This window comes from Pseudomonas sp. DCB_BI (genome assembly GCF_026240995.1).
GTDB lineage: Bacteria > Pseudomonadota > Gammaproteobacteria > Pseudomonadales > Pseudomonadaceae > Aquipseudomonas.
Map to the genome: position 1 here is coordinate 468,619 of NZ_JAPFCG010000001.1, position 25,464 is coordinate 494,082.

The 25,464-nt window shown below is 63.2% G+C and carries 27 protein-coding genes and 5 tRNA genes; 18 read left to right on the forward strand and 14 right to left on the reverse strand.

The window, feature by feature from the left end:
- Nucleotides 1–126: 126 nt before the first annotated feature.
- From OO258_RS02115 to yacG, 4 genes are read left to right on the forward strand one after another with little or no spacing between them, the layout of a single operon-like run.
- Nucleotides 127–1,335, forward strand: a complete 1,209-nt coding sequence (locus OO258_RS02115) for a type II secretion system F family protein (protein ID WP_110747826.1) — start codon at nt 127–129, stop codon at nt 1,333–1,335.
- 2 nt (nt 1,336–1,337) lie between these two features.
- A complete protein-coding gene (locus OO258_RS02120) occupies nt 1,338–2,204 on the forward strand; it encodes a prepilin peptidase (protein ID WP_110747823.1) in 867 nt (288 codons plus the stop codon).
- Entirely contained in the window at nt 2,204–2,827 is a 624-nt protein-coding gene (gene coaE / locus OO258_RS02125; RefSeq protein WP_266028697.1) for a dephospho-CoA kinase, read from the forward strand. The genes OO258_RS02120 and coaE overlap by 1 nt, the downstream gene beginning before the upstream one ends.
- The gene (gene yacG / locus OO258_RS02130) at nt 2,824–3,024 is read left to right on the forward strand and encodes a DNA gyrase inhibitor YacG (protein ID WP_266028698.1); all 201 of its coding nucleotides are present in this window, start codon (nt 2,824–2,826) and stop codon (nt 3,022–3,024) included. Before coaE ends, yacG begins: the two co-directional genes overlap by 4 nt.
- A gap of 136 nt (nt 3,025–3,160) precedes the next feature.
- Here the strand turns inward: yacG and OO258_RS02135 are convergent, their stop codons facing one another.
- Nucleotides 3,161–3,868 (reverse strand): energy-coupling factor ABC transporter permease, encoded by a 708-nt coding sequence (locus OO258_RS02135; protein ID WP_110747814.1) that lies wholly within the window; start codon nt 3,866–3,868, stop codon nt 3,161–3,163.
- 141 nt (nt 3,869–4,009) lie between these two features.
- On the opposite strand from OO258_RS02135, the gene OO258_RS02140 reads away from it, so the two are divergent.
- From OO258_RS02140 to OO258_RS02150, 3 genes are all read left to right on the forward strand, one after another.
- A complete protein-coding gene (locus OO258_RS02140; protein WP_003247546.1) occupies nt 4,010–4,639 on the forward strand; it encodes a DUF1780 domain-containing protein in 630 nt (209 codons plus the stop codon).
- Between the two features lie 132 nt (nt 4,640–4,771).
- Nucleotides 4,772–4,945: a DUF3094 family protein gene (locus OO258_RS02145; RefSeq protein WP_033744188.1), complete on the forward strand. Its 174-nt coding sequence runs from the start codon at nt 4,772–4,774 to the stop codon at nt 4,943–4,945.
- 84 nt (nt 4,946–5,029) lie between these two features.
- The gene (locus tag OO258_RS02150) at nt 5,030–6,325 is read left to right on the forward strand and encodes an NAD(P)/FAD-dependent oxidoreductase (RefSeq protein WP_110747811.1); all 1,296 of its coding nucleotides are present in this window, start codon (nt 5,030–5,032) and stop codon (nt 6,323–6,325) included.
- Nucleotides 6,326–6,440: 115 nt separating this feature from the next.
- On the opposite strand, the gene OO258_RS02155 is transcribed toward OO258_RS02150, so the two are convergent.
- The 8 genes from OO258_RS02155 to rluD all read right to left on the reverse strand — a co-directional run bounded on the left by OO258_RS02155 (nt 6,441) and on the right by rluD (nt 11,817).
- A tRNA-Lys gene (locus tag OO258_RS02155) sits at nt 6,441–6,516 on the reverse strand.
- 5 nt (nt 6,517–6,521) lie between these two features.
- A tRNA-Pro gene (locus OO258_RS02160) sits at nt 6,522–6,598 on the reverse strand.
- A 48-nt stretch (nt 6,599–6,646) separates the two neighbouring features.
- Nucleotides 6,647–6,722: transfer RNA gene (locus OO258_RS02165), tRNA-Lys, on the reverse strand.
- A 6-nt stretch (nt 6,723–6,728) separates the two neighbouring features.
- Nucleotides 6,729–6,805 (reverse strand) — tRNA-Pro (locus OO258_RS02170).
- Between the two features lie 3 nt (nt 6,806–6,808).
- Nucleotides 6,809–6,884, reverse strand: a tRNA-Asn gene (locus OO258_RS02175).
- A 439-nt stretch (nt 6,885–7,323) separates the two neighbouring features.
- A complete protein-coding gene (gene clpB, locus OO258_RS02180; RefSeq protein WP_266028700.1) occupies nt 7,324–9,888 on the reverse strand; it encodes an ATP-dependent chaperone ClpB in 2,565 nt (854 codons plus the stop codon).
- Nucleotides 9,889–10,117: 229 nt separating this feature from the next.
- Complete coding sequence (gene pgeF / locus OO258_RS02185; RefSeq protein WP_266028701.1) at nt 10,118–10,858, reverse strand: peptidoglycan editing factor PgeF; 741 nt, start codon at nt 10,856–10,858, stop codon at nt 10,118–10,120.
- Nucleotides 10,855–11,817 (reverse strand): 23S rRNA pseudouridine(1911/1915/1917) synthase RluD, encoded by a 963-nt coding sequence (rluD, locus tag OO258_RS02190; RefSeq protein WP_266028702.1) that lies wholly within the window; start codon nt 11,815–11,817, stop codon nt 10,855–10,857. The genes pgeF and rluD overlap by 4 nt, the downstream gene beginning before the upstream one ends.
- Before the next feature lie 147 nt (nt 11,818–11,964).
- Between rluD and OO258_RS02195 the strand changes: the two genes are divergently transcribed.
- From OO258_RS02195 to OO258_RS02240, 10 genes are all read left to right on the forward strand, one after another.
- The gene (locus OO258_RS02195) at nt 11,965–12,984 is read left to right on the forward strand and encodes an outer membrane protein assembly factor BamD (protein ID WP_266028703.1); all 1,020 of its coding nucleotides are present in this window, start codon (nt 11,965–11,967) and stop codon (nt 12,982–12,984) included.
- Between the two features lie 93 nt (nt 12,985–13,077).
- On the forward strand, nt 13,078–13,308 hold the full coding sequence (locus OO258_RS02200; RefSeq protein ID WP_016713394.1) for a PP0621 family protein: 231 nt from the start codon (nt 13,078–13,080) through the stop codon (nt 13,306–13,308).
- Nucleotides 13,309–13,576: 268 nt separating this feature from the next.
- Nucleotides 13,577–14,341 carry a FadR/GntR family transcriptional regulator gene (locus tag OO258_RS02205; RefSeq protein ID WP_110747692.1) on the forward strand — a complete coding sequence of 255 codons (765 nt, stop codon included), beginning with the start codon at nt 13,577–13,579 and terminating at the stop codon, nt 14,339–14,341.
- A 90-nt stretch (nt 14,342–14,431) separates the two neighbouring features.
- Nucleotides 14,432–15,634, forward strand: coding sequence for an ABC transporter substrate-binding protein (locus tag OO258_RS02210; RefSeq protein ID WP_110747695.1), 1,203 nt, complete (start codon nt 14,432–14,434; stop codon nt 15,632–15,634).
- Between the two features lie 65 nt (nt 15,635–15,699).
- Entirely contained in the window at nt 15,700–16,560 is an 861-nt protein-coding gene (locus OO258_RS02215; RefSeq protein ID WP_266028705.1) for a branched-chain amino acid ABC transporter permease, read from the forward strand.
- Nucleotide 16,561: 1 nt separating this feature from the next.
- Complete coding sequence (locus OO258_RS02220) at nt 16,562–17,581, forward strand: branched-chain amino acid ABC transporter permease (protein WP_266028707.1); 1,020 nt, start codon at nt 16,562–16,564, stop codon at nt 17,579–17,581.
- A complete protein-coding gene (locus OO258_RS02225; RefSeq protein ID WP_266028708.1) occupies nt 17,581–18,333 on the forward strand; it encodes an ABC transporter ATP-binding protein in 753 nt (250 codons plus the stop codon). The genes OO258_RS02220 and OO258_RS02225 overlap by 1 nt, the downstream gene beginning before the upstream one ends.
- On the forward strand, nt 18,333–19,028 hold the full coding sequence (locus OO258_RS02230; RefSeq protein ID WP_266028709.1) for an ABC transporter ATP-binding protein: 696 nt from the start codon (nt 18,333–18,335) through the stop codon (nt 19,026–19,028). The genes OO258_RS02225 and OO258_RS02230 overlap by 1 nt, the downstream gene beginning before the upstream one ends.
- Before the next feature lie 152 nt (nt 19,029–19,180).
- Nucleotides 19,181–20,458, forward strand: a complete 1,278-nt coding sequence (locus tag OO258_RS02235) for a Zn-dependent hydrolase (RefSeq protein WP_266028710.1) — start codon at nt 19,181–19,183, stop codon at nt 20,456–20,458.
- A gap of 1 nt (nt 20,459) precedes the next feature.
- Nucleotides 20,460–21,869, forward strand: coding sequence for an amidase (locus tag OO258_RS02240; RefSeq protein ID WP_266028711.1), 1,410 nt, complete (start codon nt 20,460–20,462; stop codon nt 21,867–21,869).
- A gap of 144 nt (nt 21,870–22,013) precedes the next feature.
- On the opposite strand, the gene thiO is transcribed toward OO258_RS02240, so the two are convergent.
- From thiO to OO258_RS02265, 5 genes are read right to left on the reverse strand one after another with little or no spacing between them, the layout of a single operon-like run.
- Nucleotides 22,014–23,111, reverse strand: coding sequence for a glycine oxidase ThiO (thiO, locus tag OO258_RS02245; protein WP_004577282.1), 1,098 nt, complete (start codon nt 23,109–23,111; stop codon nt 22,014–22,016).
- A gap of 54 nt (nt 23,112–23,165) precedes the next feature.
- Complete coding sequence (locus OO258_RS02250) at nt 23,166–23,555, reverse strand: type IV pilin protein (RefSeq protein ID WP_266028712.1); 390 nt, start codon at nt 23,553–23,555, stop codon at nt 23,166–23,168.
- A 1-nt stretch (nt 23,556) separates the two neighbouring features.
- A complete protein-coding gene (locus tag OO258_RS02255; protein WP_266028713.1) occupies nt 23,557–24,021 on the reverse strand; it encodes a hypothetical protein in 465 nt (154 codons plus the stop codon).
- Nucleotides 24,018–24,656, reverse strand: coding sequence for a PilW family protein (locus OO258_RS02260; protein ID WP_266028714.1), 639 nt, complete (start codon nt 24,654–24,656; stop codon nt 24,018–24,020). Before OO258_RS02260 ends, OO258_RS02255 begins: the two co-directional genes overlap by 4 nt.
- On the reverse strand, nt 24,653–24,835 hold the full coding sequence (locus OO258_RS02265) for a prepilin-type N-terminal cleavage/methylation domain-containing protein (RefSeq protein ID WP_266028724.1): 183 nt from the start codon (nt 24,833–24,835) through the stop codon (nt 24,653–24,655). Before OO258_RS02265 ends, OO258_RS02260 begins: the two co-directional genes overlap by 4 nt.
- Before the next feature lie 109 nt (nt 24,836–24,944).
- Here OO258_RS02265 and OO258_RS02270 point away from each other — a divergent pair, with 109 nt between their 5' ends.
- The gene (locus tag OO258_RS02270) at nt 24,945–25,427 is read left to right on the forward strand and encodes a GspH/FimT family pseudopilin (protein WP_266028715.1); all 483 of its coding nucleotides are present in this window, start codon (nt 24,945–24,947) and stop codon (nt 25,425–25,427) included.
- Nucleotides 25,428–25,464: the final 37 nt, after the last annotated feature.

Consider the following 25,464-nt stretch of genomic DNA (forward strand, 5'->3'; position numbering starts at 1 on the left):
TCACCCCTGCCCGCTTGGGCGTCATCTTCGCTGATCTACTCTAGTGAGCATCACGGACGCGCGCCCTGGCATGGACGCGGCAAGCTGTTTCCAGGCTTGTCGCACGGGCAGAACAAGGACCTTCGCATGACCACACCCACATCGCTGTACAACTGGCACGGCACCGACGCCAACGGCGTGCCGGTCAGTGGCCAAACGCCTGGGCGCAGCCCGGCCTATGTACGGGCCGGGCTGATTCGCCAGGGCATTACCGTCGCCAGTTTGCGGCCGGCCAGTGGGCTGACGTTCAGTTTGCCCAAGCGGCGGGAGAAGGCCGACCCGGCAGGTTTCAGCCGGCAGCTGGCAACCTTGCTCAAGGCCGGGGTGCCGCTGTTACAGGCGTTCGAGGTGATGGGGCGCAGTGGTGGCGATGCGGCGCTGACAGCGCTGCTGGCTCGATTGAAACAGGATGTGGCGTCGGGCCTGGGGTTGGCGGACGCGTTGCAACGGCACCCGGGCTGGTTCGATGCGTTGTACTGCAACCTGGTGCGGGTGGGTGAGCAGTCCGGCACGCTGGACCGCCAGCTGGAGCAGCTGGCGGGCATGCTGGAACAGCGGCGGGTGCTGCACAAGAAAGTGCGCAAGGCGATGATTTATCCGTTGCTGCTATTACTGACCGGGCTGGGCGTGTCGGCGATCTTGTTGCTGGAGGTGATCCCGAAATTCGAGGGCATGTTCTCGGGCATGGGCGCGCAGCTGCCCGCCTTTACCCAGTGGGTGATCGACTTGTCCACAGGGCTTAGCCGGTTCGCGCCGCTGTTGCTGGTGATGGCGGTGTTGCTAGGTTTTGCGGTGCGCCAGCTTTACCGGCAGCACGCGCCAGCGCGCCTGTGGATAGCTCAGCGGGTGCTGGACCTGCCGGTGTTCGGTACGTTGCTGGGGCAGGCGGCGTTGGCGCGGTTTGCGCGTAGCCTGGCAACGTCTTATGGGGCCGGCGTGCCGTTGCTGGATGCGTTGGGTACGGTGGCACGGGTAACGGGCGGCGATTTGCACGAGCAGGCGGTGTTGCGCCTGCGCCAGGGCATGGCCAATGGGCAGGGGCTGAACCAGGCGATGGGGGCTGAACCGCTGTTTCCACCTTTGCTGGTGCAGCTGACGGCTATCGGTGAATCCAGCGGTACGCTGGACCAGATGCTGGAAAAAGCCGCCAGCCATTACGAGGAACAGGTCAGCCAGGCGCTGGACCAGTTGACCAGCCTGCTGGAGCCGGCCATCGTGCTGATCCTGGGGCTGCTGGTCGGTGGCCTGGTGGTGGCGATGTACCTGCCGATCTTCCAGTTGGGTAGTTTGATCTGAACATGACTTTATGGACTTTACTGGCTGAGCAGCCGGCGTACTTCTTCACCTTGGCCACGGTGCTGGGCCTGCTGGTGGGCAGCTTTCTCAATGTGCTGGTGTATCGCTTGCCGATCATGCTGGAGCGGCAATGGCAGCGTGAGGCCCAGGAGGTACTGGGGCTGCCGACCACGCAGCACGAGCGCTTCGACCTGTGCCTGCCCGCTTCGCGTTGCCCGCATTGCGCGCATCAGATTCGCGCGTGGGAGAATATTCCAGTCATCAGCTACCTGGCCTTGGGTGGGCGCTGTTCAGCCTGCAAAACCCGCATCAGCCCGCGCTACCCCGGGGTGGAAGTGGCCTGCGCGCTGCTGTCGCTGGTGGTGGCCTGGCGTTTTGGCGTTACGGCAGAAGCCTTGCTGGCATTGCCACTGACCTGGTGCCTGCTGGCCTTGAGCCTTATCGATGCCGACCACCAACTGTTGCCGGATGTGCTGGTACTGCCGATGCTGTGGCTGGGGCTGGTCGTCAATGCCTTTGGCGTATATGTGCCCCTAAGTCACGCGCTGTGGGGCGCGGTGGCCGGGTACCTCAGCCTGTGGTCGGTGTACTGGGTGTTCAAGCTGGTCACCGGCAAGGACGGCATGGGTTACGGCGACTTCAAGCTGATGGCGCTGATCGGCGCCTGGGGCGGCTGGCAGGTGCTGCCGTTGACGCTGCTGCTGTCGTCGGTAGTGGGTGCATTGGTGGGCCTGTGCCTGCTGCGGTTACGCCGGCATGCCTTGGGCACAGCCATGCCGTTTGGCCCTTATCTGGCGATTGCGGGCTGGATTGCCGTGCTCTGGGGTGATGAAATATACGCCTCTTACATGCAACTGCTTGGATACTGATGACCACTGCGGCCTTTACCCCCTGGATTCTCGGCCTGACCGGCGGCATTGGTAGCGGCAAGAGCGCCGCTGCCGAGCGCTTCGTCGAGCTTGGCGTGCACCTGGTCGATGCCGACCAGGCGGCGCGCTGGGTTGTCGAACCCGGCCGGCCGGCCCTGGCCAGCATTGTCGAGCGCTTTGGCGCGGGCGTGTTGCAGGCAGACGGCCAGCTTGATCGTGCGGCCTTGCGCCAGCTGATCTTCGCCGACCCAACGCAGCGCAAATGGCTGGAGCAACTGCTGCACCCGCTGATCGGGCAAGAGATTTTCAGCTACCTGGCCAAGGCCGAATCGCCCTATGCGGTCTATGTGTCGCCGCTGCTGATCGAGTCTGGGCAATACCACAAGACCCAGCGCGTGCTGGTGATCGATGCCCCCCAGGAGCTGCAAGTGGCGCGCACCCTGGCGCGGGACAACACCAGTGCCGAGCAGGTGCAGGCCATTCTGCAGGCCCAGCTGGCCCGTGAAGATCGCTTGCGCCACGCCGATGATGTGGTGGTCAATGATGGCGGCCTGGCCGCGCTGCACGAGCAGATTGACCGCCTGCACCACTTTTACCTGACTTTGAAAGGAGGCCAGCCATGAGCCAGCCATTGACCGTCGATTGCCCGACCTGTGGCGCACCTGTGGAATGGACCGATAGAAGCGCGTTCCGCCCATTTTGTTCCGATCGCTGCAAGCTGATCGATCTGGGTGCCTGGGCGGCTGAGGAGCACAAGATTCCTGGGGCGGAAGATTCCGAGGATGAGCTTTATTCGGGGGACCTCGAGCCGCGGCATTGACCTGATGCACACATACAACGCGGGCCCACAACCCGCGCGGTAGCTGTGGGAGCGGGCAACCCCGCTCCCTCAGTGAGAGTGCAACCTCTAAGTGCTGTGCTTTACCCCCGAAGAGGCCGGCATAGCCACAATACATTCACCGCTCATCTTCCTTCCACGGCGCCTGCAAATACCGCGTGCGGTTGAAGGTTTCCAGCCATTCCGGGCAAAACACCACCAGCGCACTGATGACCATGCCGTTGATAAACGCCTCCGGGAACATCATCAGCCACAGGTAACCGACAAAGTCGCTGAGCCACTCCGGCAGGGCAAAGCGCCCGTCCAGCCATAACACCCCCAGCGCTGCCGGCACGCAGACAAGCACCGTCAGCGCGGCAGGGAAAAACCCCGAGCAGAAGATATAAACGAACAGGTTCCGTGGCTGCGCACGTTCGACCAATATCGCGCACACCTCGGTAATCAGCACCGGCAAGCCCACCAGCAACAGGCCATTCACCCCCAGCGCCGCCAAATCCTGACGCCCCAACGCCAGCAAGCCCAACTGGGCCATGAACCCGCCCAGCACCGCCAGCGGCCAGTCCAGCAACAGAGTAACCGCGGTCATGCCGATAAAGTGGTACGACACCCCGGTATCGAAATCGCGCCTCACCAGCCATAGCGCAAACAGGCAGAACACCGTGCCAAACAGCAGATGCTGACGGCGCCGGTCGGTGAACAGCTCAACCCAGCGAACCCGGCTGACCGCCCAGATCAGCAACGGCACGTAACCCAGCCAACCAAGGGTAAGGGTGGTGCCGGACAACACCTGCGCGCTGATCACCTGGGCAATACCCCCTGCCGCCATGTGGATAAGTCGAGTTTACACCCTTTCTCCATTTCCTTCGGCTGCGGCGGGCTGGCGCCCTCGTTCGATGCTGGGAGCATTGCTGATTTCTACGCTTGAACAGCATCTTACCGTCATCGATTAGCGGCTAAGCTTGTCTGCATGGATGACTCAGATTACCTGCGCCTGCTTACCATCCAGGCCGAACAAGCCAATGCCTTTCTCTCCAACGCCCGCAAGTGGGAGCGGGAGCGGTGGGTGTGCCAGCGGCTGTTGCAGGGGCTGAACATCCCCTACCGCAGCGAGGACTTCACCCCGGCCGGGCAAGAGCCGCCCGACGTGCTGTTCCGCGATGCCGCGTTCGAAGTGTTTTTCGTGCTCGACGAGGGCCGCCGTCTGAATGATGAGTGGCGCGAAGAACTGCAGCGTCGACGCAGTGCGTTTTCCCTGGCCCAGCTGGTGCGCCGCGAAGCGCGCCCGCGGCGCATCAGTGCCACCGAGCTGCTCGGGCGCCTGGCGCCGACCTTGCGCAAGAAAGCGCACAACTACCGGGAGCGCGGGCTGGAGCTGAACGAGCTGGACATCATTGCCTTCTCCAGCCTGAAGCGCGAAGTGCTCGACCTCAACACCCACTTCCCGCCGCCCACTGAATACCTGCGCCAGGGCTGGCGCTCGCTGTCGCTGGTGGGGCCGACATTTGCCCGGGTGCTGTTCGCCCACCCCGACGCGCCGGACTTCCTGCGCGGCAACCTGGGCCGCAGCATCGTCTTCGACGTGGGCATCAGTCTTTGATCCAGTGCAGCGATTGTTTGCGATGGCGTACACTCGGCGCCAGGGATAGAAAGCATTATCATTTGTTTCAAGCGCTTGCGCGAACGCTGTAGCGTTTGCGCAGTCACAGACGTCTACCTGACGAGGCCCACCATGACTAGCCGCCTGAACCCGGAAGATCAGCGTCGTGTCGATGAGTATCTGCGCGCCCCCCAGCACCAAGTCGAGCGCCGGCCCTTCCGGCCATGGCTGCTCCTTGTGCTGGTGGTGGCCGTGACCATCGGGTTGGGCCTTGTCAGCCGCCTGCTGAGTGGACTGGTGCTATGAGCTGCTTCGCGCTCGCCCTCCCCTCGTGCAGTTTGCGGCCGCCCCACAGGGGCACGAATTCCGTAAACCTTATGAGATATTTCCATGACTCATCGCATCGTGATTGTCGGCGGCGGCGCCGGCGGCCTGGAACTGGCGACCCGCCTGGGTAAAAGCCTGGGCAAGCGCAAGCAGGCCGAAATCACCCTGGTCGACGCCAACCTCACCCACATCTGGAAGCCACTGCTCCACGAAGTGGCGGCCGGCTCGCTGAACTCCTCGGAAGACGAACTGAACTACGTGGCCCAGGCCAAGTGGAACCACTTCAACTTCCAGCTGGGGCGCATGAGCGGCCTGGACCGTGAAGGCAAGCAGATCCAGCTGGCCGCTACCCTCGACGAAGATGGCCGCGAGCTGCTGCCTGCGCGTACCTTGGGCTACGACACCCTGGTCATCGCCGTGGGCTCCAACACCAACGACTTCGGCACCCTGGGCGCAGCGCAGCACTGCCTGTTCCTGGATACCCGTAAGCAGGCCGAACGCTTCCACCAGCAGTTGCTCAACCATTACCTGCGGGCCCACGCCGGCGATGTGGCCAGCGAGCAGATCAGCGTCGCCATCGTGGGTGCCGGTGCCACCGGTGTGGAGCTGGCGGCCGAACTGCACCACGCGGCCCACGAACTGGCGGCCTACGGCCTGGACCGCATCCAGCCCAAGGACATGCACATCACCCTGATCGAAGCGGGCCCGCGGGTGCTGCCGGCACTGCCAGAGCGCATCAGCGTACCGGTGCACAAAACCCTGGAAAAACTCGGCGTGAAGGTGCTGACCAACGCAGCCGTCAGTGAAGTGACTGAAGATGGCCTGAAAACCAAGGACGGTGAAGTGATCCAGGCCAGCCTGAAAGTGTGGGCGGCGGGTATCCGTGCACCCGCGTTCCTGAAAGACATCGACGGCCTGGAAACCAACCGCATCAACCAGTTGGTGGTACGCCCCACCCTGCAGACCACCCGCGACGACGATATTTTCGCCTTCGGCGACTGCGCCGCCTGCCCGCAACCTGACAGCGACCGTAACGTGCCGCCACGCGCACAGGCGGCGCACCAGCAGGCATCGATGCTGGCGCAAAGCCTGAAGGCCCGGCTAGAGAACAAGGCCTTGCCGACTTACGCGTACAAGGACTATGGCTCGCTGGTGTCGCTGTCGCGCTTCTCGGCGGTAGGCAACCTGATGGGTAACCTGATGGGCAGCGTAAAGCTTGAAGGCTGGCTGGCGCGGATGTTCTATGTGTCGCTGTACCGCATGCACCAGATGGCGCTGTACGGGTTCTTCCGCACGGCTTTGATGATGCTGGGCAGCAAGATTGGCCGGGGCACCGAGCCGCGCCTGAAGTTGCACTGACAGGCAACGGGTAAACCCTGTGGGAGCGGGTTTACCCGTTACCACAGGGGTAACCTTCGGGATTTTTCCCGGGGCAAAAGAAAAAGGGCATCTCATGCGAGATGCCCTTTGTTCATGGTGGGTCGTGTAGGATTCGAACCTACGACCAATTGGTTAAAAGCCAACTGCTCTACCAACTGAGCTAACGACCCAAAAATGGTCGGGGTGAGGGGATTCGAACTCCTGACATCCTGCTCCCAAAGCAGGCGCGCTACCGGACTGCGCTACACCCCGAGTGCTTCAAAAAAAAGGGCATCTCAATTGGAGATGCCCTTTTCTACATGGTGGGTCGTGTAGGATTCGAACCTACGACCAATTGGTTAAAAGCCAACTGCTCTACCAACTGAGCTAACGACCCGGAAAATGGTCGGGGTGAGGGGATTCGAACTCCTGACATCCTGCTCCCAAAGCAGGCGCGCTACCGGACTGCGCTACACCCCGAGATGGCTCCGCGACCTGGACTCGAACCAGGGACCCAATGATTAACAGTCATTTGCTCTACCGACTGAGCTATCGCGGAACTGAACTTCGGTACTACTTTCCGATTTGCTACTCCGAAGACTGTGTTCGCTTCGGACTCTAGAGCTTCGCTGCTTTCGCTTTGTCGCTGCTGAGGCCGGCTATTCTACATTCTTCGTTTTGCTTGTCAACCACTTTTTTTCATTCAACTTACTGATTTGTAAGTTGTTTTGCGGTCACCGTTGTTGCTGGTGATTCGCTTAGTGCCTGACAACGCGGCGTATATTAGGGGCACTCGTTTTTTGATGCAAGCAGAAATTTCAAAAATTTCAGCAGGTTATCCCTGCACGTCTGAAACGCCCGAATTTGCTGGGGCTGTGCCTGCCTCTTCGCGGCGGTTTGACGCCTTAAGGCCCTGCCTCAGGCTCAGCGAAAGCGCAGATACCTGTGAAAGCGGCAAAAAAAAGCCCCGCCAAGGCGGGGCTCATGGTGCAACGGAATCAGCCAAAGACGATTTCGTCGCCTTCGACCTTGGCGGTGATCGCCGAACCCGGCAAGAACTTGCCTGCCAGAATCAGCTGCGCCAGCGGGTTTTCGATCCAGCGCTGAATCGCCCGCTTCAGCGGCCGTGCGCCGTACACCGGGTCGTAACCCACGGCAATCAGCTTGTCCAACGCCTCTGGGCTCAGGCTCAGCGACAGTTCGCGCTCCAGCAAACGGCTGCGCAGGCGGCCCAGCTGGATTTCGGTAATGCCGGCAATCTGCTCGCGGCCCAATGGCTCGAACACCACCACTTCGTCGATGCGGTTGATGAACTCCGGACGGAAGTGCGCCCCCACGGCATCCATGACGGCCGCACGTTGTGCCTCGCGGTCACCGACCAGCTCCTGGATCTGCGCCGAGCCCAGGTTGGAGGTCATCACGATCACCGTGTTGCGGAAGTCCACGGTGCGCCCGTGGCTGTCGGTCAGGCGGCCGTCTTCCAGCACCTGCAACAGCACGTTGAACACATCCGGGTGGGCTTTTTCCACCTCGTCCAGCAGCACCACCGAGTAAGGCTTGCGCCGTACAGCCTCGGTCAGGTAACCGCCCTCTTCATAACCGACATAGCCTGGTGGTGCACCGATCAGGCGAGCCACGGAGTGCTTCTCCATGAACTCGGACATGTCGATGCGCACCATCGCCTCCTCGGTGTCGAACAGGAACTCGGCCAGCGCCTTGCACAGCTCGGTCTTGCCCACACCGGTCGGGCCAAGGAACAGGAACGAACCACTTGGCCGGTTCGGGTCGGACAACCCGGCCCGCGAGCGGCGCACGGCGTTGGCCACGGCAGTTACTGCCTCGCCCTGGCCGATCACGCGCTGGTGCAGCAGCTCTTCCATTTTCAGCAGCTTCTCGCGCTCGCCTTCCAGCATCTTGGCAACCGGAATGCCGGTCCACTTCGACACCACTTCGGCAATTTCTTCCTCGGTCACCTTGTTGCGCAGCAACTGGTTCTCGGTCTTGCCGTGCTGGTCGACCATCTGCAGGCTGCGCTCCAGGTCGGGGATAACCCCGTACTGCAGCTCGGCCATGCGGTTCAGGTCGCCTTTGCGACGGGCGGCTTCCAGCTCCTGGCGGGCCTGTTCGATCTTTTGCTGGATCTGCGCAGAGCCCTGCACTTCGGCCTTCTCCGACGCCCAGATTTCTTCCAGGTCGGAATACTCACGCTCCAGCCGTTCGATTTCCTCGGTCAGTTTCTCCAGGCGCTTTTTAGCGGCTTCGTCTTCTTCCTTCTTCAGCGCCTGGGATTCCACCTTCAACTGGATCAGGCGACGATCAAGGCGGTCGAGCACTTCCGGCTTGGAGTCGATCTCCATGCGGATGCGGCTGGCCGCTTCGTCGATCAGGTCGATGGCCTTGTCCGGCAGCTGGCGGTCGGTGATGTAGCGGTGGCTGAGCTTGGCCGCAGCGATAATGGCACCGTCGGTGATGGCCACCTTGTGGTGCACTTCATAGCGCTCTTTCAGGCCACGCAGGATGGCGATGGTGTCTTCCTCGCTCGGCTCTTCGACCAGCACCTTCTGGAAGCGGCGCTCCAGGGCGGCGTCCTTCTCGATGAACTGGCGGTATTCGTTCAGCGTGGTGGCGCCAACGCAATGCAACTCGCCACGGGCCAGGGCCGGCTTGAGCATGTTACCGGCGTCCATGGCGCCCTCGCCTTTACCGGCGCCGACCATGGTGTGCAGTTCGTCGATGAACAGGATGATCTGGCCTTCCTGCTTGGACAGTTCATTCAGCAGGCTTTTCAAGCGCTCTTCGAACTCACCGCGGTACTTGGCACCAGCAATCAGCGCGCCCATGTCCAGCGCCAGCAGGCGCTTGCCTTTCAGGCCGTCGGGCACTTCGCCGTTGATGATGCGCTGGGCAAGGCCTTCGGCGATGGCGGTTTTACCCACGCCAGGCTCACCGATCAGCACCGGGTTGTTCTTGGTACGGCGTTGCAGCACCTGCACGGTACGGCGGATTTCGTCGTCACGGCCGATCACCGGGTCCAGCTTGCCTTCCTCGGCACGCTTGGTCAGGTCGACGGTGTACTTGTCCAGGGCCTGGCGCGACTCCTCGGCGTTGGCGTCATTCACCGCCGCGCCGCCGCGCAGGTTGTTGATGGCATTTTCCAGGGCCTTCTTGCTTACGCCCTGGCTCAGCAGCAACTTGCCAAGCTTGCTGTTCTCGTCCATGGCGGCCAGCACCACCAGCTCGCTGGAAATGAACTGGTCGCCCTTCTGCTGGGCCAGGCGGTCGGCCTGGTTGAGCAGGCGCGCCAGGTCCTGCGACATGTTCACGTCGCCGGTGGGGTTCTGGATTTTCGGCAGCTGGTCGAGTTCTTTCACCAGCGCTTGGCGCAGGCTGTTGATGTCGAAACCTACCTGCATCAACAGGGGCTTGATCGAGCCACCTTGCTGCTCGAGCAGGGCCTGCAACAGGTGCACGGGCTCGATGGCTGGGTGGTCCATGCCAACGGCCAGGGATTGGGCATCGGAAATTGCTAATTGCAGCTTGCTGGTCAAACGGTCTATTCGCATGGTGTACCTTCCTTTAAAGGGCAGGTCGGAGCGATGGACAGCGCCTGTTTATAAAGAAACCTGCCTGAGATGACTTTATAGATAAGGCTGATTCTGGAAGATTCAAGCGTAGCGGGGTTGACCGAAGTCAACCTGTTGGATTAACGAGGGCCATTCGCGCGCATGCCCGCCCCCGCAGGTACACGAATCTCTGTGGGAGCGGGCGTGCCCGCGAAGAGGCCGGTACAGGCTAGCGCGGGTCCAGCCAGACCAACGATGCAAAACGCCCACCCTGCGGGGTACGGCGATAGGAGAAGAACCGCGCATCACTGACCGTGCACAAACCACCGCCATAAACAGCAGTCACTCCACGGGCAGCCAGGCGAATACGCGCCAGTTCATAGATATCCGCCATCAGCTTGCCCGGCCGCTCGCCGTCGACAAAGGCCCGGGCCGCTTCGGGGTGCACGGCAGTAAAGGCGTCCCGCACTTCCAACCCGACTTCGAATGCCTTGGGGCCAATCGCCGGCCCCAACCACACCAGCACGTCTTCGGGCGCCAGGGCCAGGCGGTCCAATGTGGCTTCCAGCACGCCGCCAGCCAACCCACGCCAGCCGGCATGCGCGGCAGCCACACGGGTACCCGCACGGTCGCAGAACAGCGCTGGCAGGCAATCGGCGGTCATCACCGTACAGGCAATACCCGGCCGGTCGGTGAAGCTGGCGTCGGCCTCGGCCACCACAGCCGGGTTGGCATCTGCCACCACCAGCCCATGCACCTGCTTGAGCCAGGCCGGCTGGATGGCGAACTGATCGCTCAGGCGGCGACGGTTCTCGGCGACCGCGGCAGGGTCATCACCAACATGGTCGCCAAGGTTGAAGGTTTCGTAGGGCGGCAGGCTTACGCCGCCCTGACGGGTGGTGACGCAGGCGCGTACCGAGGCCGGGGCCGGCCAGTCGGGGAACAGCAGCGACTGCGTCAGCCCACTCATCCGATAAAGCTCTCGCGGTCCTGGTTGAGCAGCGACAGCAACCAGACGAAGTCGTCCGGCAGTGGCGATTCCCACTTCATGATCTCACCGGTAATCGGGTGGGCCAAGGCGAGGAAACGCGCATGCAGGGCCTGACGCGGGAAGGTTTTTACCGCCTCGACCATGGTTGGGCTGGCAGCCGGCGGAATGCGGAAGCGCCCGCCGTATGTCTGGTCGCCGACCAGCGGGAAACCGACATGGGCCATGTGCACGCGAATCTGGTGGGTACGGCCGGTTTCCAGCTTTACCCGCACATGGGTGTGCGACCGGAAGCGCTTGAGCACACGGTAGTGGCTGACCGCTGGCTTGCCGCCGTCGGTCACCGCCATGCGCTGGCGCATGCCGCCGTGGCGGCCGATCGGGGCGTCGATCTTGCCGCCGGCGGTGACCACGCCGATCACGATGCACTCATAGATGCGGCTGACCTTGCGCGCCTGCATCTGCTCGACCAGCTTGGTCTGCGCCTGCAGGGTCTTGGCTACCACCATCAGGCCGGTGGTGTCCTTGTCCAGGCGGTGCACGATACCGGCGCGCGGTACGTTGACGATGTCTGGCACATGGTGCAGCAGCGCATTCAGCAGGGTGCCGCTGGCATGCCCGGCGGCCGGGTGCACAACCAGCCCGGCAGGCTTGTTGATCACCATGATATGGTCGTCTTCGTAGACGATATCCAGTTCGATATCTTCGGCGACCCACTCACCCTGGGCCTCTTGCTCGGCCTCTAGGATAAGCTGCGAGCCACCATGGACGATGTCGCGAGGGCGCACGACGGCACCATCGACCGTCAGGCGGCCCTCTTTGATCCACGAAGTTAGCCGCGAACGCGAGTACTCGGCGAACAATTGGGCGGCGACCTGGTCGAGGCGTTGACCGCCCAGTTCGGACGGTACCTCTGCGCTAAGTTGAATGATCTCGGACATGCTCGATTCGGCGGGCGCACAGCCTTTGGTTTCGGCTGCGAGCTTGTGGTTAAATACGGCTTCTTTTGTCCCGGGGTTGGCCGGGGCGCTCATCATAACAGGACGGCACCGCCCAAAACAGCGGCCGTCAAAGGGACGCAAGCCGCCATGCAAGTGAAACACCTGCTGCTGATCGCCATCCTTGGGCTCACCGCGGCCTGTTCCTCGAATAAGGAAGTCATCGACGAGAACCTCAGCGAGGCCGAGCTGTATCAACAGGCTCAGGCTGACCTGGACAACTCCAGCTATACCAGCGCCGTGAACAAGCTCAAGGCCCTGGAATCGCGCTACCCGTTCGGCCGCTATGCCGACCAGGCGCAGCTCGAGCTGATCTATGCCAACTACAAGAACGCCGAGCCCGAGGCTGCCAAGTCGGCTGCCGAGCGCTTCATCCGCCTGCACCCGCAGCACCCGAACGTCGACTACGCCTACTACCTGAAAGGCCTGACGTCGTTCGACCAGGACCGCGGCCTGCTGGCGCGCTTCCTGCCGCTGGACATGACCAAGCGTGACCCGGGTGCCGCGCGCGACTCGTACAACGAGTTCGCCCAGCTGACCAGCCGCTTCCCTAACAGCCGTTACGCGCCAGACGCCAAGCAGCGCATGATCTACCTGCGCAACCTGCTGGCTTCGTACGAAATCCACGTGGCCGACTACTACCTGAGCCGCCAGGCTTATGTGGCTGCCGCCAACCGCGGCCGGTACGTGGTAGAAAACTTCCAGGAAACCCCATCGGTCGGCGACGGCCTGGCGGTCATGGTCGAGGCGTACCAGAAGATGCACCTGGACGAACTGGCGGCCAGCAGCCTGGAAACCCTCAAGCTCAACTACCCGGACCACCCGAGCCTGGTGGATGGCGAGTTCCAGCCCAAGCAGACCGAGTCTGACGGCCGCGGCTGGCTGTCCAAGGCCACCCTGGGCCTGATCGAGACCGACACCCCGCTGCCGCCGGGCGAAACCCGCGCCAACCAGGACGTGGTCAAGCAGTTCCAGGATGCCCGCGACGAGATGCCGCAAGAGCTGCTGCCAAAAGACGAGAACGGCAACCCGATCGTGCCGGAAGGCCCGAAGGAAGCCGAGAAAGACCGCTCCTGGTTCAGCTACATGACCTTTGGTCTGTTCGACTGACCTCAGCGGTGAATGAAAGGGAGGCCTTGGGCCTCCCTTTTTTATTGGCCGCGTCCTAGACTGTCCGCTTCTTCAACCAACAAGCTGGACACCATGGTTCGCCTACTTTTCTGGATCGCCCTGATCGCCGCCGCGTTCTGGCTGTGGCGCAAGTTCAAAGTCAGCCAGCAGTCGCACCCCGAGGCGAAGCTGGACGCACCGCTGAAGATGGTGCGCTGTGCCCATTGCGGCGTGCACCTGCCCAACGATCGGGCGCTGCAGCAAGGCAACGAGTGGTATTGCAGCCAGGCACACCTGCAGCAAGGCCCAGGCCGCCAAGGCTGAACACAACGTCTGTTCAATCCTGAAAACCCATTCGAAATCTGTGGGAGCGGGCTTGCCCGCGAAGCAGGCACCGCGGTGTATGGCACCGGCTTCGCCGGTGTTCGCGGGCACGCCCGCGCCCACAGTGTTTATCTGCAGTTTCGTGTTCCACTTATCCCTCCCCGACCCTTTCACACCATTTACGACCTCTCCCCCGCCGCCAGCATTGACCCACACCGGCAAAATTCGCTAAATCCTATTTATCCGCATAAATATGAAAAATAGCGAAATGCTCAAAGCCAAACGCAAGCGCCAAAAGCTGTCCGATGTGATCGTCGAGTCGGTCAAGCGCTCGATCGTCACCGAAGCGCTGCATCCCGGCGACCGCCTGCCCACCGAGCGTGAGCTGATGGAACATTTCGAATGCTCCAAGGGCACCGCCCGCGAAGCCCTCAAGGCGCTGGAAGTCGAAGGCCTGGTCAGCACCCGCACCGGCCCTACCGGTGGCGCCTACCTGAACGAAGTGGGCACCGAGCCGGCCAGCCGTGCGCTGCGCAACTACCTGCACTTTCAGCACCTGGACGGCGAACAGGTGTACCAGCTGCGCAAAGTCATCGAGGTAGAGCTGGCGGTATCGGTGATGGGCAAGCTGAGCGAAGCCGACTACACCGCGCTGCAGGCCAACATCGACTTCTGCAGCGCGCCGGAAGACAGCGAAGAGGGCCAGCGCGAACAGCGCCTGGCAGAGCTGGAGTTCCACACCCTGCTGGCCGACCGTTGCCCCAACCCATTGCTGCGTTTCATGGCGGTGTTCCTCAACGACCTGCTGCGCGACCTGGTGGTGCTGAAAAAAGCCTACCTGCCCAAGCGCCAGCAGTTCGCCGCGGCCAACATCGACTACCACAAGCAACTGCTGAGCGCCCTGCGCGCCAGCGACGAACCCGCCGTACGCCGGCTGATGCACGAACACATGTGCGACGCCGAGCACCACATGACCGCGCTGGAAGGCGAGGTTGCCCGCAACTTCCTGCTGGAGTTCAACCACCACCACTGATGCGCCTGCAAAGAGGCCTGCACACAGGCCCAGCCGTACCCGCTTTGTCATTGCCACTCCTGCCTAATAACCACAACCAAGGAGTTACTCATGCAAAGACGTACCCTGCTCAAGGCAGGCCTTGCCCTGGGTGCCTTAGGTAGCCTCCCCTTGGGAGCGCACCGGGCATTCGCCGACCAACCGTTGACCTTCTATGGGCTCAAGTCCATGTCGGGCGCCTTCGCCAGCTACGGCAAGTACGCCGACATGGGCTCGCGCCTGGCCATCGCCGAGTACCCGCAGCTACTCGGCCAGCCGCTCAAGTACAAGGTCATCGACACCGAAGGCAACGCCGGCAAAGCGGTGCGCAAGGTGCAGGAAGCCATCGGCCAGGATGGCGCCCGCTTCTTCCAGGGCTGTACCTTGTCGTCCTCGGCGCTGGCGGTGTCGAAGGAAATCCACAAGGCCGGCGGCGTATTCATGACCCCGGTCGGCGCCGACGAAATCACTGGCAAAGACTGCAACGCATCCACCTTCCGCTGGTCGGTGCCCACCTACGGCGCCATTCGCGAAACCCTGGTACCGATGATCCGCCAGCTGCCGCAGGCCAAGCGCTGGTACACCATCACCCCGCAATACGTGTTCGGCGACGCCCTGCTGGACAACGCCCGCAAGGTGTTCGCGGAGCTTGGCGTGGAACATATCGGCAACAGCTATCACTCGCTGCAGGAGCAGGAGTTCTCCGGCTACCTCACCAACGCCATCGCCGCCAAACCCGACGTGCTGGTACTGCTCAACTTCGGTAGCCAGGCCTCCAACGCGCTGCGCCAGGCGGTCAACTTCGGCATCAAGGACCGCATGAAAGTGCTGATGGTGTGGTCAGCCGGCCTCGACCAGTTTCAGGAGCTGGGCAGCGACGTGCTTGAAGGCGTGTACCTGGGTGCACAGTACTGGCACCAGGTCGATACGCCGCTGAACAAGCAGCTGGTCGCCGCCACCCGCAAGGCCTATGGCATCAACCCCAACTACCCGCTGGCCGCCGACTACATCGGCACCAAGGTCATGCTCGAAGCCATCGTCAAGGCTGGCAGCCTGGACGGTGCCGCCGTATCTGCAGCACTGCAGGGCATGCGCTTCCAGGGCCCGACCGGCGAAGAGCTGATCCGGCCAGGCGACCACCAGGTGCTCAAGGATTACTACCTGCTGCGCGGCAAGCCCCAGGGGCAGATGCGCGACGAGGACGACCTGGCCGAAATCATCAGCTCGGGCCGCTCGTTCGTCGAGGTCGACCACACCGGTTGCGCCCTGGCCTGAAGCCGCGGCGTTAGACACCCACACTCGTACAGGCAGCCGCCCAGCGCGCTGTCGAGGGCACGCACATGCTCGATTTGTACCTGTTCCAACTGCTGAACGGCCTGGGCCTGGGGATGATCTACTTCCTCATCGCCGTAGGCCTGACGATCATTTTCGGCCTGCTCAACTTCGTCAACTTCGCCCACGGTGCGTTCTTTCTGCTGGGCGCCTACCTGTGCTACACCGCCGTGGCCATCACCGGCAACTTCTGGCTGGCACTGCTGATTGCACCGCTGGCGGTGGCCGCGCTGGCCTGGGCGGTGGAGCGCGTGTTGATCAAACGCATCTACCACCTGCCACACACCTTCCAGATCCTTGTCACCCTGGGCATCGCATTGATCATCCAGGAGGCCTCGGTGCTGATCTGGGGCCCGGTGGGCAAGAACATCGCCGTGCCGCCCGAGCTGCGTGGGGTGCTGATCGTCGGTGATTTCATCTACCCCTACTACCGCCTGTTCCTGATCGGCTTCGCCGCACTGATCGGCGTTGGCCTGTGGCTGCTGCTGGAGCGCACCCGCTTTGGCGCGCTGGTGCGGGCCGGTAGCGAAAGCACCGAAACCGTATCGCTGCTGGGCACCAACATCTTCCGCCTGTTCTCCCTGACCTTCGCCCTGGGTGTAGGCCTGGCCGGGGTGGCCGGGGTGCTGTTCGCCCCCCTGCGCGGTGCACAGCCTTTCGTCGGCCCGGAAATCCTCGGCATCGCCTTCGTGGTGGTGGTGATCGGCGGCATGGGCTCGTTCGGCGGTGCGCTGGTCGGCGGCCTGCTGGTGGGTGTGGTGCAAAGCATGATGACCAGTCTTTGGCCGCAAGGCGCCAGCCTGATGATCTACGGCGCCATGGCGGCGGTGATCCTGGTACGCCCCTATGGCCTGTTCGGGAGAGCCTGAGATGAGCGAAAAGAACCCATTGCCGGTCGCCAAGGGCCGCGCCCCGGCGCTGCTGTTGCTGGTGGTCGCCAGCCTGGTGGCACTGCCGCTGCTGCTGCCCTCCGCCACCCTGGCCACCGAGATCTTGATCTTTGCCCTGGCCGCGCTGGCCTGCAACCTGCTGCTCGGCTACACCGGCCTGCTGTCGTTCGGCCAAGGGATCTTCTTTGGCGTGGGCGCCTATGGCGCAGCGCTGCTGATGATTCACTTGCAGTGGGGCATGTTCGCCGCGCTGCTGGGGGCAGCTGTGTTCGGCGCCGTCCTCGCGCTGCTGGTGGGCGCACTGGCGATCCGTCGCACGGGCATCTACTTCGTCATGCTGACCCTGGCCTTCAGCCAGATGGCCTATTTCCTGGCCTATACCCTCAGCGGCTGGACCGGGGGCGACAACGGCCTGCTTGATGTGCCACGGCCGAATATCGAAATCGCCGGCCATGTGCTGGTCGACCTGGCCGACCCAAGGCACTTCTACGTGTTTGTAGCCGTGCTGTTCCTGCTGATCTTCGCCGGCGCCCTGCGGGTGATCCGCTCGCCGTTCGGCAGCACCCTGCTGGCCATCCGCGAAAACGAGACCCGTGCCGCCGCCATCGGCTACGACACCCGCCACTTCAAGATTCTGGTGTTCATGCTGTCGGGCGCCATTACCGGGCTGGCGGGGGCTTTGTACGCCATGCTGCTGCACTTTGCACCGCTGTCGAACATCGACCTGATGATGAGCGAGAACATCCTGATCATGACCATCGTCGGCGGCACTGGCTCGCTGTTCGGCTCGCTGCTGGGGGCCGGTGCCATCGTGCTGCTGGGCGATGTGCTGTCAGAGCTGTGGCCACGCTGGCTGATGCTGCTGGGGGTGATCCTGATCCTGGTGGTGGTGTTCATGCGCGGCGGCCTGTGGGGCGGCCTGGCCGACCTGGGCAAGCGCCTGCTGGCCACCCGTAACCCCCATGACAAACCCCAGGCCAAGACCAAGGAGACCCTGTAATGAGCGACTACCTCCTGGAAACCCGCCAGCTGGAGCTGGCCTATGGCCCGTTCAAAGCTGTCGCAGGCGTGGACCTTAAAGTGCGCGCCGGCACCATCCACACGGTCATCGGCCCCAACGGCGCCGGCAAGACCAGCCTGTTCCACTGCCTGACCGGCGAGCGCCAGGCCACCGCGGGCAAGATCCTGTTCAACGGCCAGGACATCATCCGCAAGCCATCCCACGGGCGCGTGGCACTGGGCATGGCCCGTTCGTTCCAGCTCACCAGCCTGTTCCAGAACCTGTCGGTGCGCGAAAACCTGCGCCTGGCTGCCCAGGGCCGAGACGGCCTGGGCGCGCTGAACTTCTGGCGCAGCGTCGAGCACAAGCGCAGCCACTGGAACACCGCCGACCAGGTGCTGGAGCGCCTGAAGCTGACGGGGCGCGCCGAGACCCTTGCCGGCGAGCTGTCGCACGGTCAGCAGCGGGTGCTGGAAGTGGGCATGTCGATCTGCGCCAAGCCCACCCTGCTGATGCTCGACGAGCCCACCTCGGGCATGGGCATAGACGATATCCCGGTGATGACCGACCTGATCAACGACCTTGGCCGCGACCACACCGTGCTGCTGATCGAGCACAACATGAGCATCGTCATGTCGATCAGCCAGCGCATCACGGTGATGAGCCACGGCCAGATCCTGGTCGAGGGTACCCCTGAACAGGTGCGCAACGACGAGCGCGTGCGCACCGCTTACCTTGGAGAGGCCGCCTGATGCTCAACGTCGATTCGATCCATTCCTACTACGACAAGAGCCATGTGCTTGAAGGTGTCTCACTCAAGGTCGAGGCTGGCGAACTGGTGACCCTGCTGGGGCGCAACGGTGCCGGCAAGACCACCACCTTGCGCAGCATCCTCGGCATCGTCCGCCCACGGCAGGGGCAGATCAGCTTCAACGGCCAGCAACTGGTCGGCCGCGAAATCTTCGATATCGCCCGGCAGGGCATTGCCTTGGTGCCGGAGCACCGCGGCATCTTTCGCCAGCTCAGCGTCGAGGAGAACCTGAAGATTGCCGTACGCAAGGCCAGCCGCTGGCAGCTGGAGGACGTGTACAGCATGTTCCCGCGCCTGAAGGAGCGTCGCCGCAACGGTGGTTTTGCCCTGTCCGGTGGCGAGCAACAGATGCTCGCCATCGCCCGCGCCCTGCTCAACGGCCCCAAGCTGCTGATCCTCGACGAACCCACCGAAGGCCTGGCCCCGGTGATTGTCGATGAACTGGTGAAGATATTGCGGCGGATCAAGGACGAAGGTCTTTCGATCCTGCTGGTGGAGCAGAACCTGATGGTCTGCGATGCCCTTGCTGATCGCCACTATGTGCTGGAGCAGGGCCGGGTCGCCTACCAGGGCAGTGCGGCGCAGTTCCGCGAAGACCCAAGTATCAAGAACCGTTACCTGGCCCTTAGCGCCTGACCCGACCGTGCTTACCTGTACCGGCCCTTTCGCGGGCAAACTCGCGCCTACAAAGATGTCACCACCCTCAGCCCTGCGAGGCCTTTGTAGGAGCGGGTTCACCCGCGAATAGGCCGGTACGAGCCACCCAGTAATTTCAGGAGAGCTGAACCATGAACACCCGCATCGATCCCTCGCTGCACCTGCTCGGCCAAGGCCCTCTGATCAACCGCGAGCGCCTCTGGCAATCATTGATGGACCTGGCCCAGCTCGGCGCCACCGCCAAGGGCGGCGTGTGCCGCCTGGCCCTGACCGACCTCGACCGCCAGGCGCGCGACCTGTTCGTGCGCTGGTGCGAAGAAGCCGGCTGCACCGTCAGCATCGACGCCATCGGCAACATCTTCGCCCGCCGCCCCGGCCGCAACCCTGCCCTGGCACCGGTGATGACCGGCAGCCACATCGATACCCAACCCACCGGCGGCAAGTTCGATGGCTGCTATGGCGTCATGGCCGGCCTTGAAGTCATGCGCACCCTCAACGACCTTGACCTGGCCACCGACGCCCCGCTGGAAGTGGTGGTGTGGACCAACGAAGAAGGCTCGCGTTTCCCGCCGTGCATGATGGGCTCAGGTGTGTTCGCCGGTAAGTTCGGCCTGCAGGAAACCCTGGCCAAGGTCGATGACCAGGGTCTGTCGGTCGGCGCCGAGCTGCAGCGCATCGGCTACGCCGGCCCGCGCGTGCCCACCGGGCATGCCGTGGGCGCCTACTTCGAAGCGCATATCGAGCAAGGCCCGGTGCTGGAAGACCAGCGCACCACCATCGGCGTGGTCCAAGGCTGCCTGGGGCAAAAATGGTTCGACCTGACCCTTACCGGCGTCGAGGCGCATGCAGGCCCCACGCCCATGCACTTGCGCAAGGACGCATTGGTCGGCGCTGCCGAGGTGGTGGCTGCGGTCAACCGCGTTGCTCACGCGCACCAGCCACATGCCTGCGGCACGGTCGGCTGCCTGACCTTGCACCCAGGCTCGCGCAACGTCATCCCCGGCCAGGTGCACATGACCATCGACCTGCGCCACCTCGACCCTGGGCACCTCGACGCCATGGTCAGCGAAGTGCGCGCAGCTCTCGAAACCAGCACGGTGAAGCATGGCCTGAGCTATCAGCTGACCCCGACAGCCGACTTCCCGCCCCTGTACTTCGCCGAGCAGTGCGTGGATGCCGTGCGCCAAGGCGCGCGTGCGCTGGGCCTGAGCCACATGGATATCGTCAGCGGCGCCGGCCACGATGCGATCTTCCTCGCCGAGCTGGGCCCGGCCGGGATGATCTTCGTGCCATGCGAAGGTGGCATCAGCCACAACGAAATCGAAAATGCCGCGCCGCAGGACCTGGCCGACGGCTGCGACGTGCTGCTGCGTGCCATGTTCCAGGCCGCCAACTCAGGAGCCCGTTGAAATGAGCCAGAAAACCGCGATTGGCGAGTTCACCGCCGTCGAACTGCTCGCGTTGTACCAGCGCCGCCAGTTGTCCCCGGTCGAAGTGGTCGACGATGTGCTGGCGCGCATCGACCTGCATAACCCGGCAGTCAACGCCTACTGCCATGTCGATGGCGAAGGTGCCCGCGCCGCAGCCCGCGCCAGCGAACAACGCTGGCAGCGCGGCGAGCCCTGTGGCCGACTGGATGGCGTGCCCGCTTCGATCAAGGACCTGACCCTGACGCGTGGCATGCCCACCCGCAAGGGCTCGCGTACGACCTCGGGTACCGGGCCGTGGGAAATCGATGCGCCCTTCAGCGCCTTCATGCGTGAAGCCGGTGCAGTACTGGTGGGCAAGACCACCACGCCGGAGTTCGGCTGGAAAGGCGTGACCGACAACCCGCTGTACGGCATTACCCGCAACCCGTGGGATACCAGGCTGACTGCCGGGGGCTCGTCCGGCGGTGCGGCAGCAGCAGCGGCACTGAACCTGGGCGTACTGCACCAGGGCAGCGATGCTGGCGGCTCGATTCGCATCCCCTGCGCCTTTACCGGCACCTTCGGCATCAAACCGACCTTCGGCTATGTACCGCAATGGCCGGCCAGCGCCATGACCGTGCTGTCGCACCTGGGGCCGATGACGCGTACCGTGGACGACTCGGTGCTGATGCTCGACTGCGTAGCCCGCCCCGATGCCCGCGACGGTTTGGCCGGCGCGCCCCGGCAGGCGCCGTGGCTCAGCCAGCAGCAAGATCTGAGCGGCCTGCGCATCGCGTACAGCGCCAACTTCGGTTACGTGCAGGTCGACCCACAGATCCAGGCACTGGTGGCGCAAGCGGTGCAGCGCCTGGCGCGGTTGGGTGCGCAGGTAGAGGAAGTGGACCCGGGCTTCAGCGACCCGCTGGAAACCTTCAATACCCTGTGGTTTGCCGGGGCTGCGCGATTGGCCAGTGCCTTGAGCGATGAGCAGAAAGCGTTGCTTGACCCAGGGCTGCGCTGGATTGCCGAACAAGGCGCACACATCAGCCTTGGCGAATACACCCAGGCGCTAGAGGCACGGGCAGAATTGATTGCGAAGATGAATGCCTTTCATCAGCGATATGACGTGCTGGTATCGCCGATGCTGCCGTTGGTGGCGTTCGAAGCCGGACACAACGTGCCGCCTGGGTCGGGAATGGCGCAATGGATGGAGTGGACGCCGTTCAGCTACCCGTTCAACCTGACCCAGCAGCCGGCGGCTTCGGTGCCCTGCGGGTTTACCCGCGAGGGGTTGCCGGTGGGCCTGCAGGTGGTGGCCGGGCGCTTTGCCGATGAGCAAGTGCTGCGGGTGTGCAAGGTGTATGAGCAGCATTATCCGAGCCGGCACTTGCAAGCACCGATTACTGGCTGAAATCTGTATTGGCTTCTGCGGCCCTTTCGCGGGTGAACCCGCTCCTACACACACCGATTACTGGCTGAAATCTGTATTGGCCTCTGCGGCCCTTTCGCGGGTGAACCCGCTCGTGTGGGAGCGGGTTCACCCGCGAAGAGGCCCTCAGCCCAAACGCCCTTCTGGCGCATACGGCGCCGGGTCGATAATCGGCTCGGCCCCTGTCAGCAAATCGGTAAACAGCTGGCACGAAGCCGGCGCCAGCACCAGCCCATTGCGATAATGCCCGCAGTTCAGCCACAACCCTTCATGCCCCGGCACAGGCCCAATGTAAGGGATGCCTTCTGGCGACCCCGGCCGCAGTCCCGCCCAGTGCGCCACCACTGTGGCGCCTTCAAGCTCTGGCAACAACTCCACCGCCGATGCCTTCAGGCTTTCCAGCGCATCCCCGGTCGGGGTCTTGTCATACCCGGCGTGTTCCAGCGTGCTCCCCACCAGAATGTGCCCGTCACGTCGCGGGATTGCATAACGCCCCTTGGCCAGCACCATGCTCGGCAAGAAGTCTTCAGCACACTTGAACAGGATCATCTGGCCCTTCACGGGCTCCACAGGCAGTTCAAGGCCAAGGGTACGCAACAGGTCGCCACTCCAGGCGCCTGCACTGAGCACAACCTCATCCGCCGCCAGTACGCCATCAGCCGTCTGTACACCGGTCACGCGCCCCTTTTCCTGCACGAAGCCGGTGATCTGGCAGTGTTCGCGCAAGGTCACGTTTGGCAGCGCCAGCAACGCCGCTTTCAGCGATTTGACCAAGCGTGGGTTGCGCACATTGGCCACGCCAGCCATGTAGATGGCGTGCTTGAAGCCCGGGCCCAACACCGGCACCGCATCGTAGGCCGCCGAAATATCCACGGCACTCAGCGGCCGCTGCTCGCGCGCGGCCCAGGCCAACGCTTCGGCCTCGTCGTCCAGGTCGAGCCAGTACAGCCCGGTGGTGTGAACTTCGGGGTCGACGCCAGTGCTGGCGAACAGACGCTCGCCCAGCTGTGGATAAAAGTCCTGCGACCAGTGCGCCAGAGCGGTCACTGCGGCGCTGTAGCGCCACGGGTACAACGGCGAAACAATGCCTCCGCCAGCCCAGGACGACTCTCGGCCAACCTCACCCTGATCGCACACCACCACCTGGCCGACCTTGGCTGCCAGGTTGAATGCCGTCAGCAGGCCGATCACCCCGCCGCCGACCACCACTACTTGCTTGCTCATCTGTCGATCCAACACCTGAAGTAAAACCGCGATGCGCCGGGCATCATTGAACCTTCAGCTTCCCCAGCAGTGCGTGCTGTGCTCAACAGCGCCCGGATTGCGCTGCACGCCAGCCTGGTCGAGCTGGAAATCGCCACAGCCATCCTGCGCCATCAGCCCATGCGGTAGCCGCCGGGCGCGCAGTGTGAAGGTGTCACTGTCGCGCTGGGCCTGCAGGCTGTAGTAGCGGGTGCCTTCGGGCAAGACCAGGTCGCCCTCGGCGTATTGGCCAGTGCGCACGCGGTGGCGCTCCAGACGCAGGGCAGCATCGTGCAGCAGGCCAACCACTTCGCTGCGCGCGGCTCGCCGAAGCTGGTCGCTGTAACTGGGGTAGGCAATGGCTGCCAGAATGCCGGTCACGGCCAGCACAATCAACAACTCGATCAGGCTCAAGCCTTGCTGCATGTCAGTCTCCTCGCAATCTTTGCCGCCAGGTGATGCGTTGGGTTCGATTGCCTGCCACTGCGTAGACCGCCTCCAGTACATGCCTTGAGCGGCTTTGCTTGCTGACAGCGGTAATCCGGAACAGGCGAACCGGCTGCCGTTCGGGCATGTGCGCGGCACATGTGCTGACGCCCAGGTTCTGCAGCTGGAAAAAGCCGGTCTGGGTACCTTGCCACTGCCCAACCAGATCGTGCGGCCTGGGCGGCGGCAGGCACGCGTTACAATCGTCAGGGGGCGCTCGTTCAAGTTCGCGCTCCCCGGCCAGCAAAGTGGCCTCAGCCTCTTCCAGCGCCAGCAGGCCATCGCTCAGGTAACCGGTCATCCGCGTTTCCACCAGCGCGTCACGCAGGGCAGATGTGGCAAGCAGGCCCAGTAGGACGCTGAGCACCAACGCCAACAACAGGACAACACCCCGCTGGCGGTTCATGAAGCCGGCACCGGGTTACGCAATGCCACGCTCAGCGCATGGTGCTGCTCAAGCTGCAAGGTCGGCTCATACAATGTCAGCTGAAGATCGATGCGCTCTCCAGCCACCTGCACCACACGCAGTTCGCGCACGTGATCGACCAAGGGCTGATTGCGACCGCGCCGCGCGAAGTAAAGCGTACTTCCAACCTGAACATAGCGATGCCGGCTGACAGGCACAGCCATAAGCTTGTCGCTACCTTGCGCGCGCGCCTGGTGTACCTCCACCTTGTTGATACAGTTTGTCAGCAAGGTCCAGTCGGGGTCGCCGGCATACCCTGGTAACTCAGCGACGACCAGGCTCAAACTTGACGGGCCGCTCGCCAAGGGCCGGGCAAAGGCCTGCTCCGACCCGGGGACCAGAAAGTCGTCTGGGCCCAGGCGCAGGCAACCGAACATCCCGGCCATGCGGATATCCTGCGCCATGCGCAGCAATGCAAGTCGCGCATCATCCTGCATACGCACTGCCGTACTTTGTAGGCGCCAAGTCTGGTGCGCAGAGACAAAAAGCTGACTGGCCGCCGCCAGCAGCACCAATCCGATCGCCAGCGCCAGCACCATCTCAAGCAATCCAAACCCTGCCTGGCAGCGCCTCATCGCCGCCTGCGCTCATGGTCGCTGTGCAGCGCCATCGCCGCCTGCGCATCCCGGCGCGCGCTGTCCGCTGCCTGTAATGCCTGCAACTGCATCGCAGCCGTTGCGAACAGGCCTGCGGCCACGACCACGACCGCCAACAACACCTCCAGAAGCGTCATGCCCCCTTGCCTTGCGTGCATCCCTGCACCTCCTGCGACTTTTCCCGTCATTGCTTTCAACTTGGGCGACTGGACCTCTTGTCCAACCGCCAGGAAGCTATAGCCAAGCACGTCCAGGAAGGAATGCACGGTGAAGCAACGTGGCGTAACACTGATACAAATGTTGTCGGCCTTGGCCGTGGCGGTCTTGCTGACTCAGCTGGGCATGCCGGCCTACGCCCGAATGAGCGATGACCTACACCGGGCGGCGGCTGCCCGTGATCTGGCGCAGGCGCTGCGCAGTGCACGCAGCCATGCCATGCTGCAAAGCCAGCCGGTGCTGGTGTCGGCGCTGGACGGTAATTGGGGGAATGGTTGGCGGGTAGTGTTGGAGCATAACCGCCAGGTGCTACGCGAACAGCGCCTTGCAAAGCCGCTGAAAATAACCAGCAATCGCGGTGAGCAGTTCAAATTCAGTGCGCTGGGCGTGCCAGTGACGCCGGGCAACAGCTGGTTGGGCGCGACACTGGAAATGTGCGAACGCGCCTCTGCTCGCAGCCGATATCAAGTGGCGTTGGCATCAAGCGGCAGAGTCAGGGTGCTTACGCAGGACCGGAGCAATGACCGCTGCTAGCGTGGTCATTGCAGGAACGGTCTTGGGTCGCGCAAGG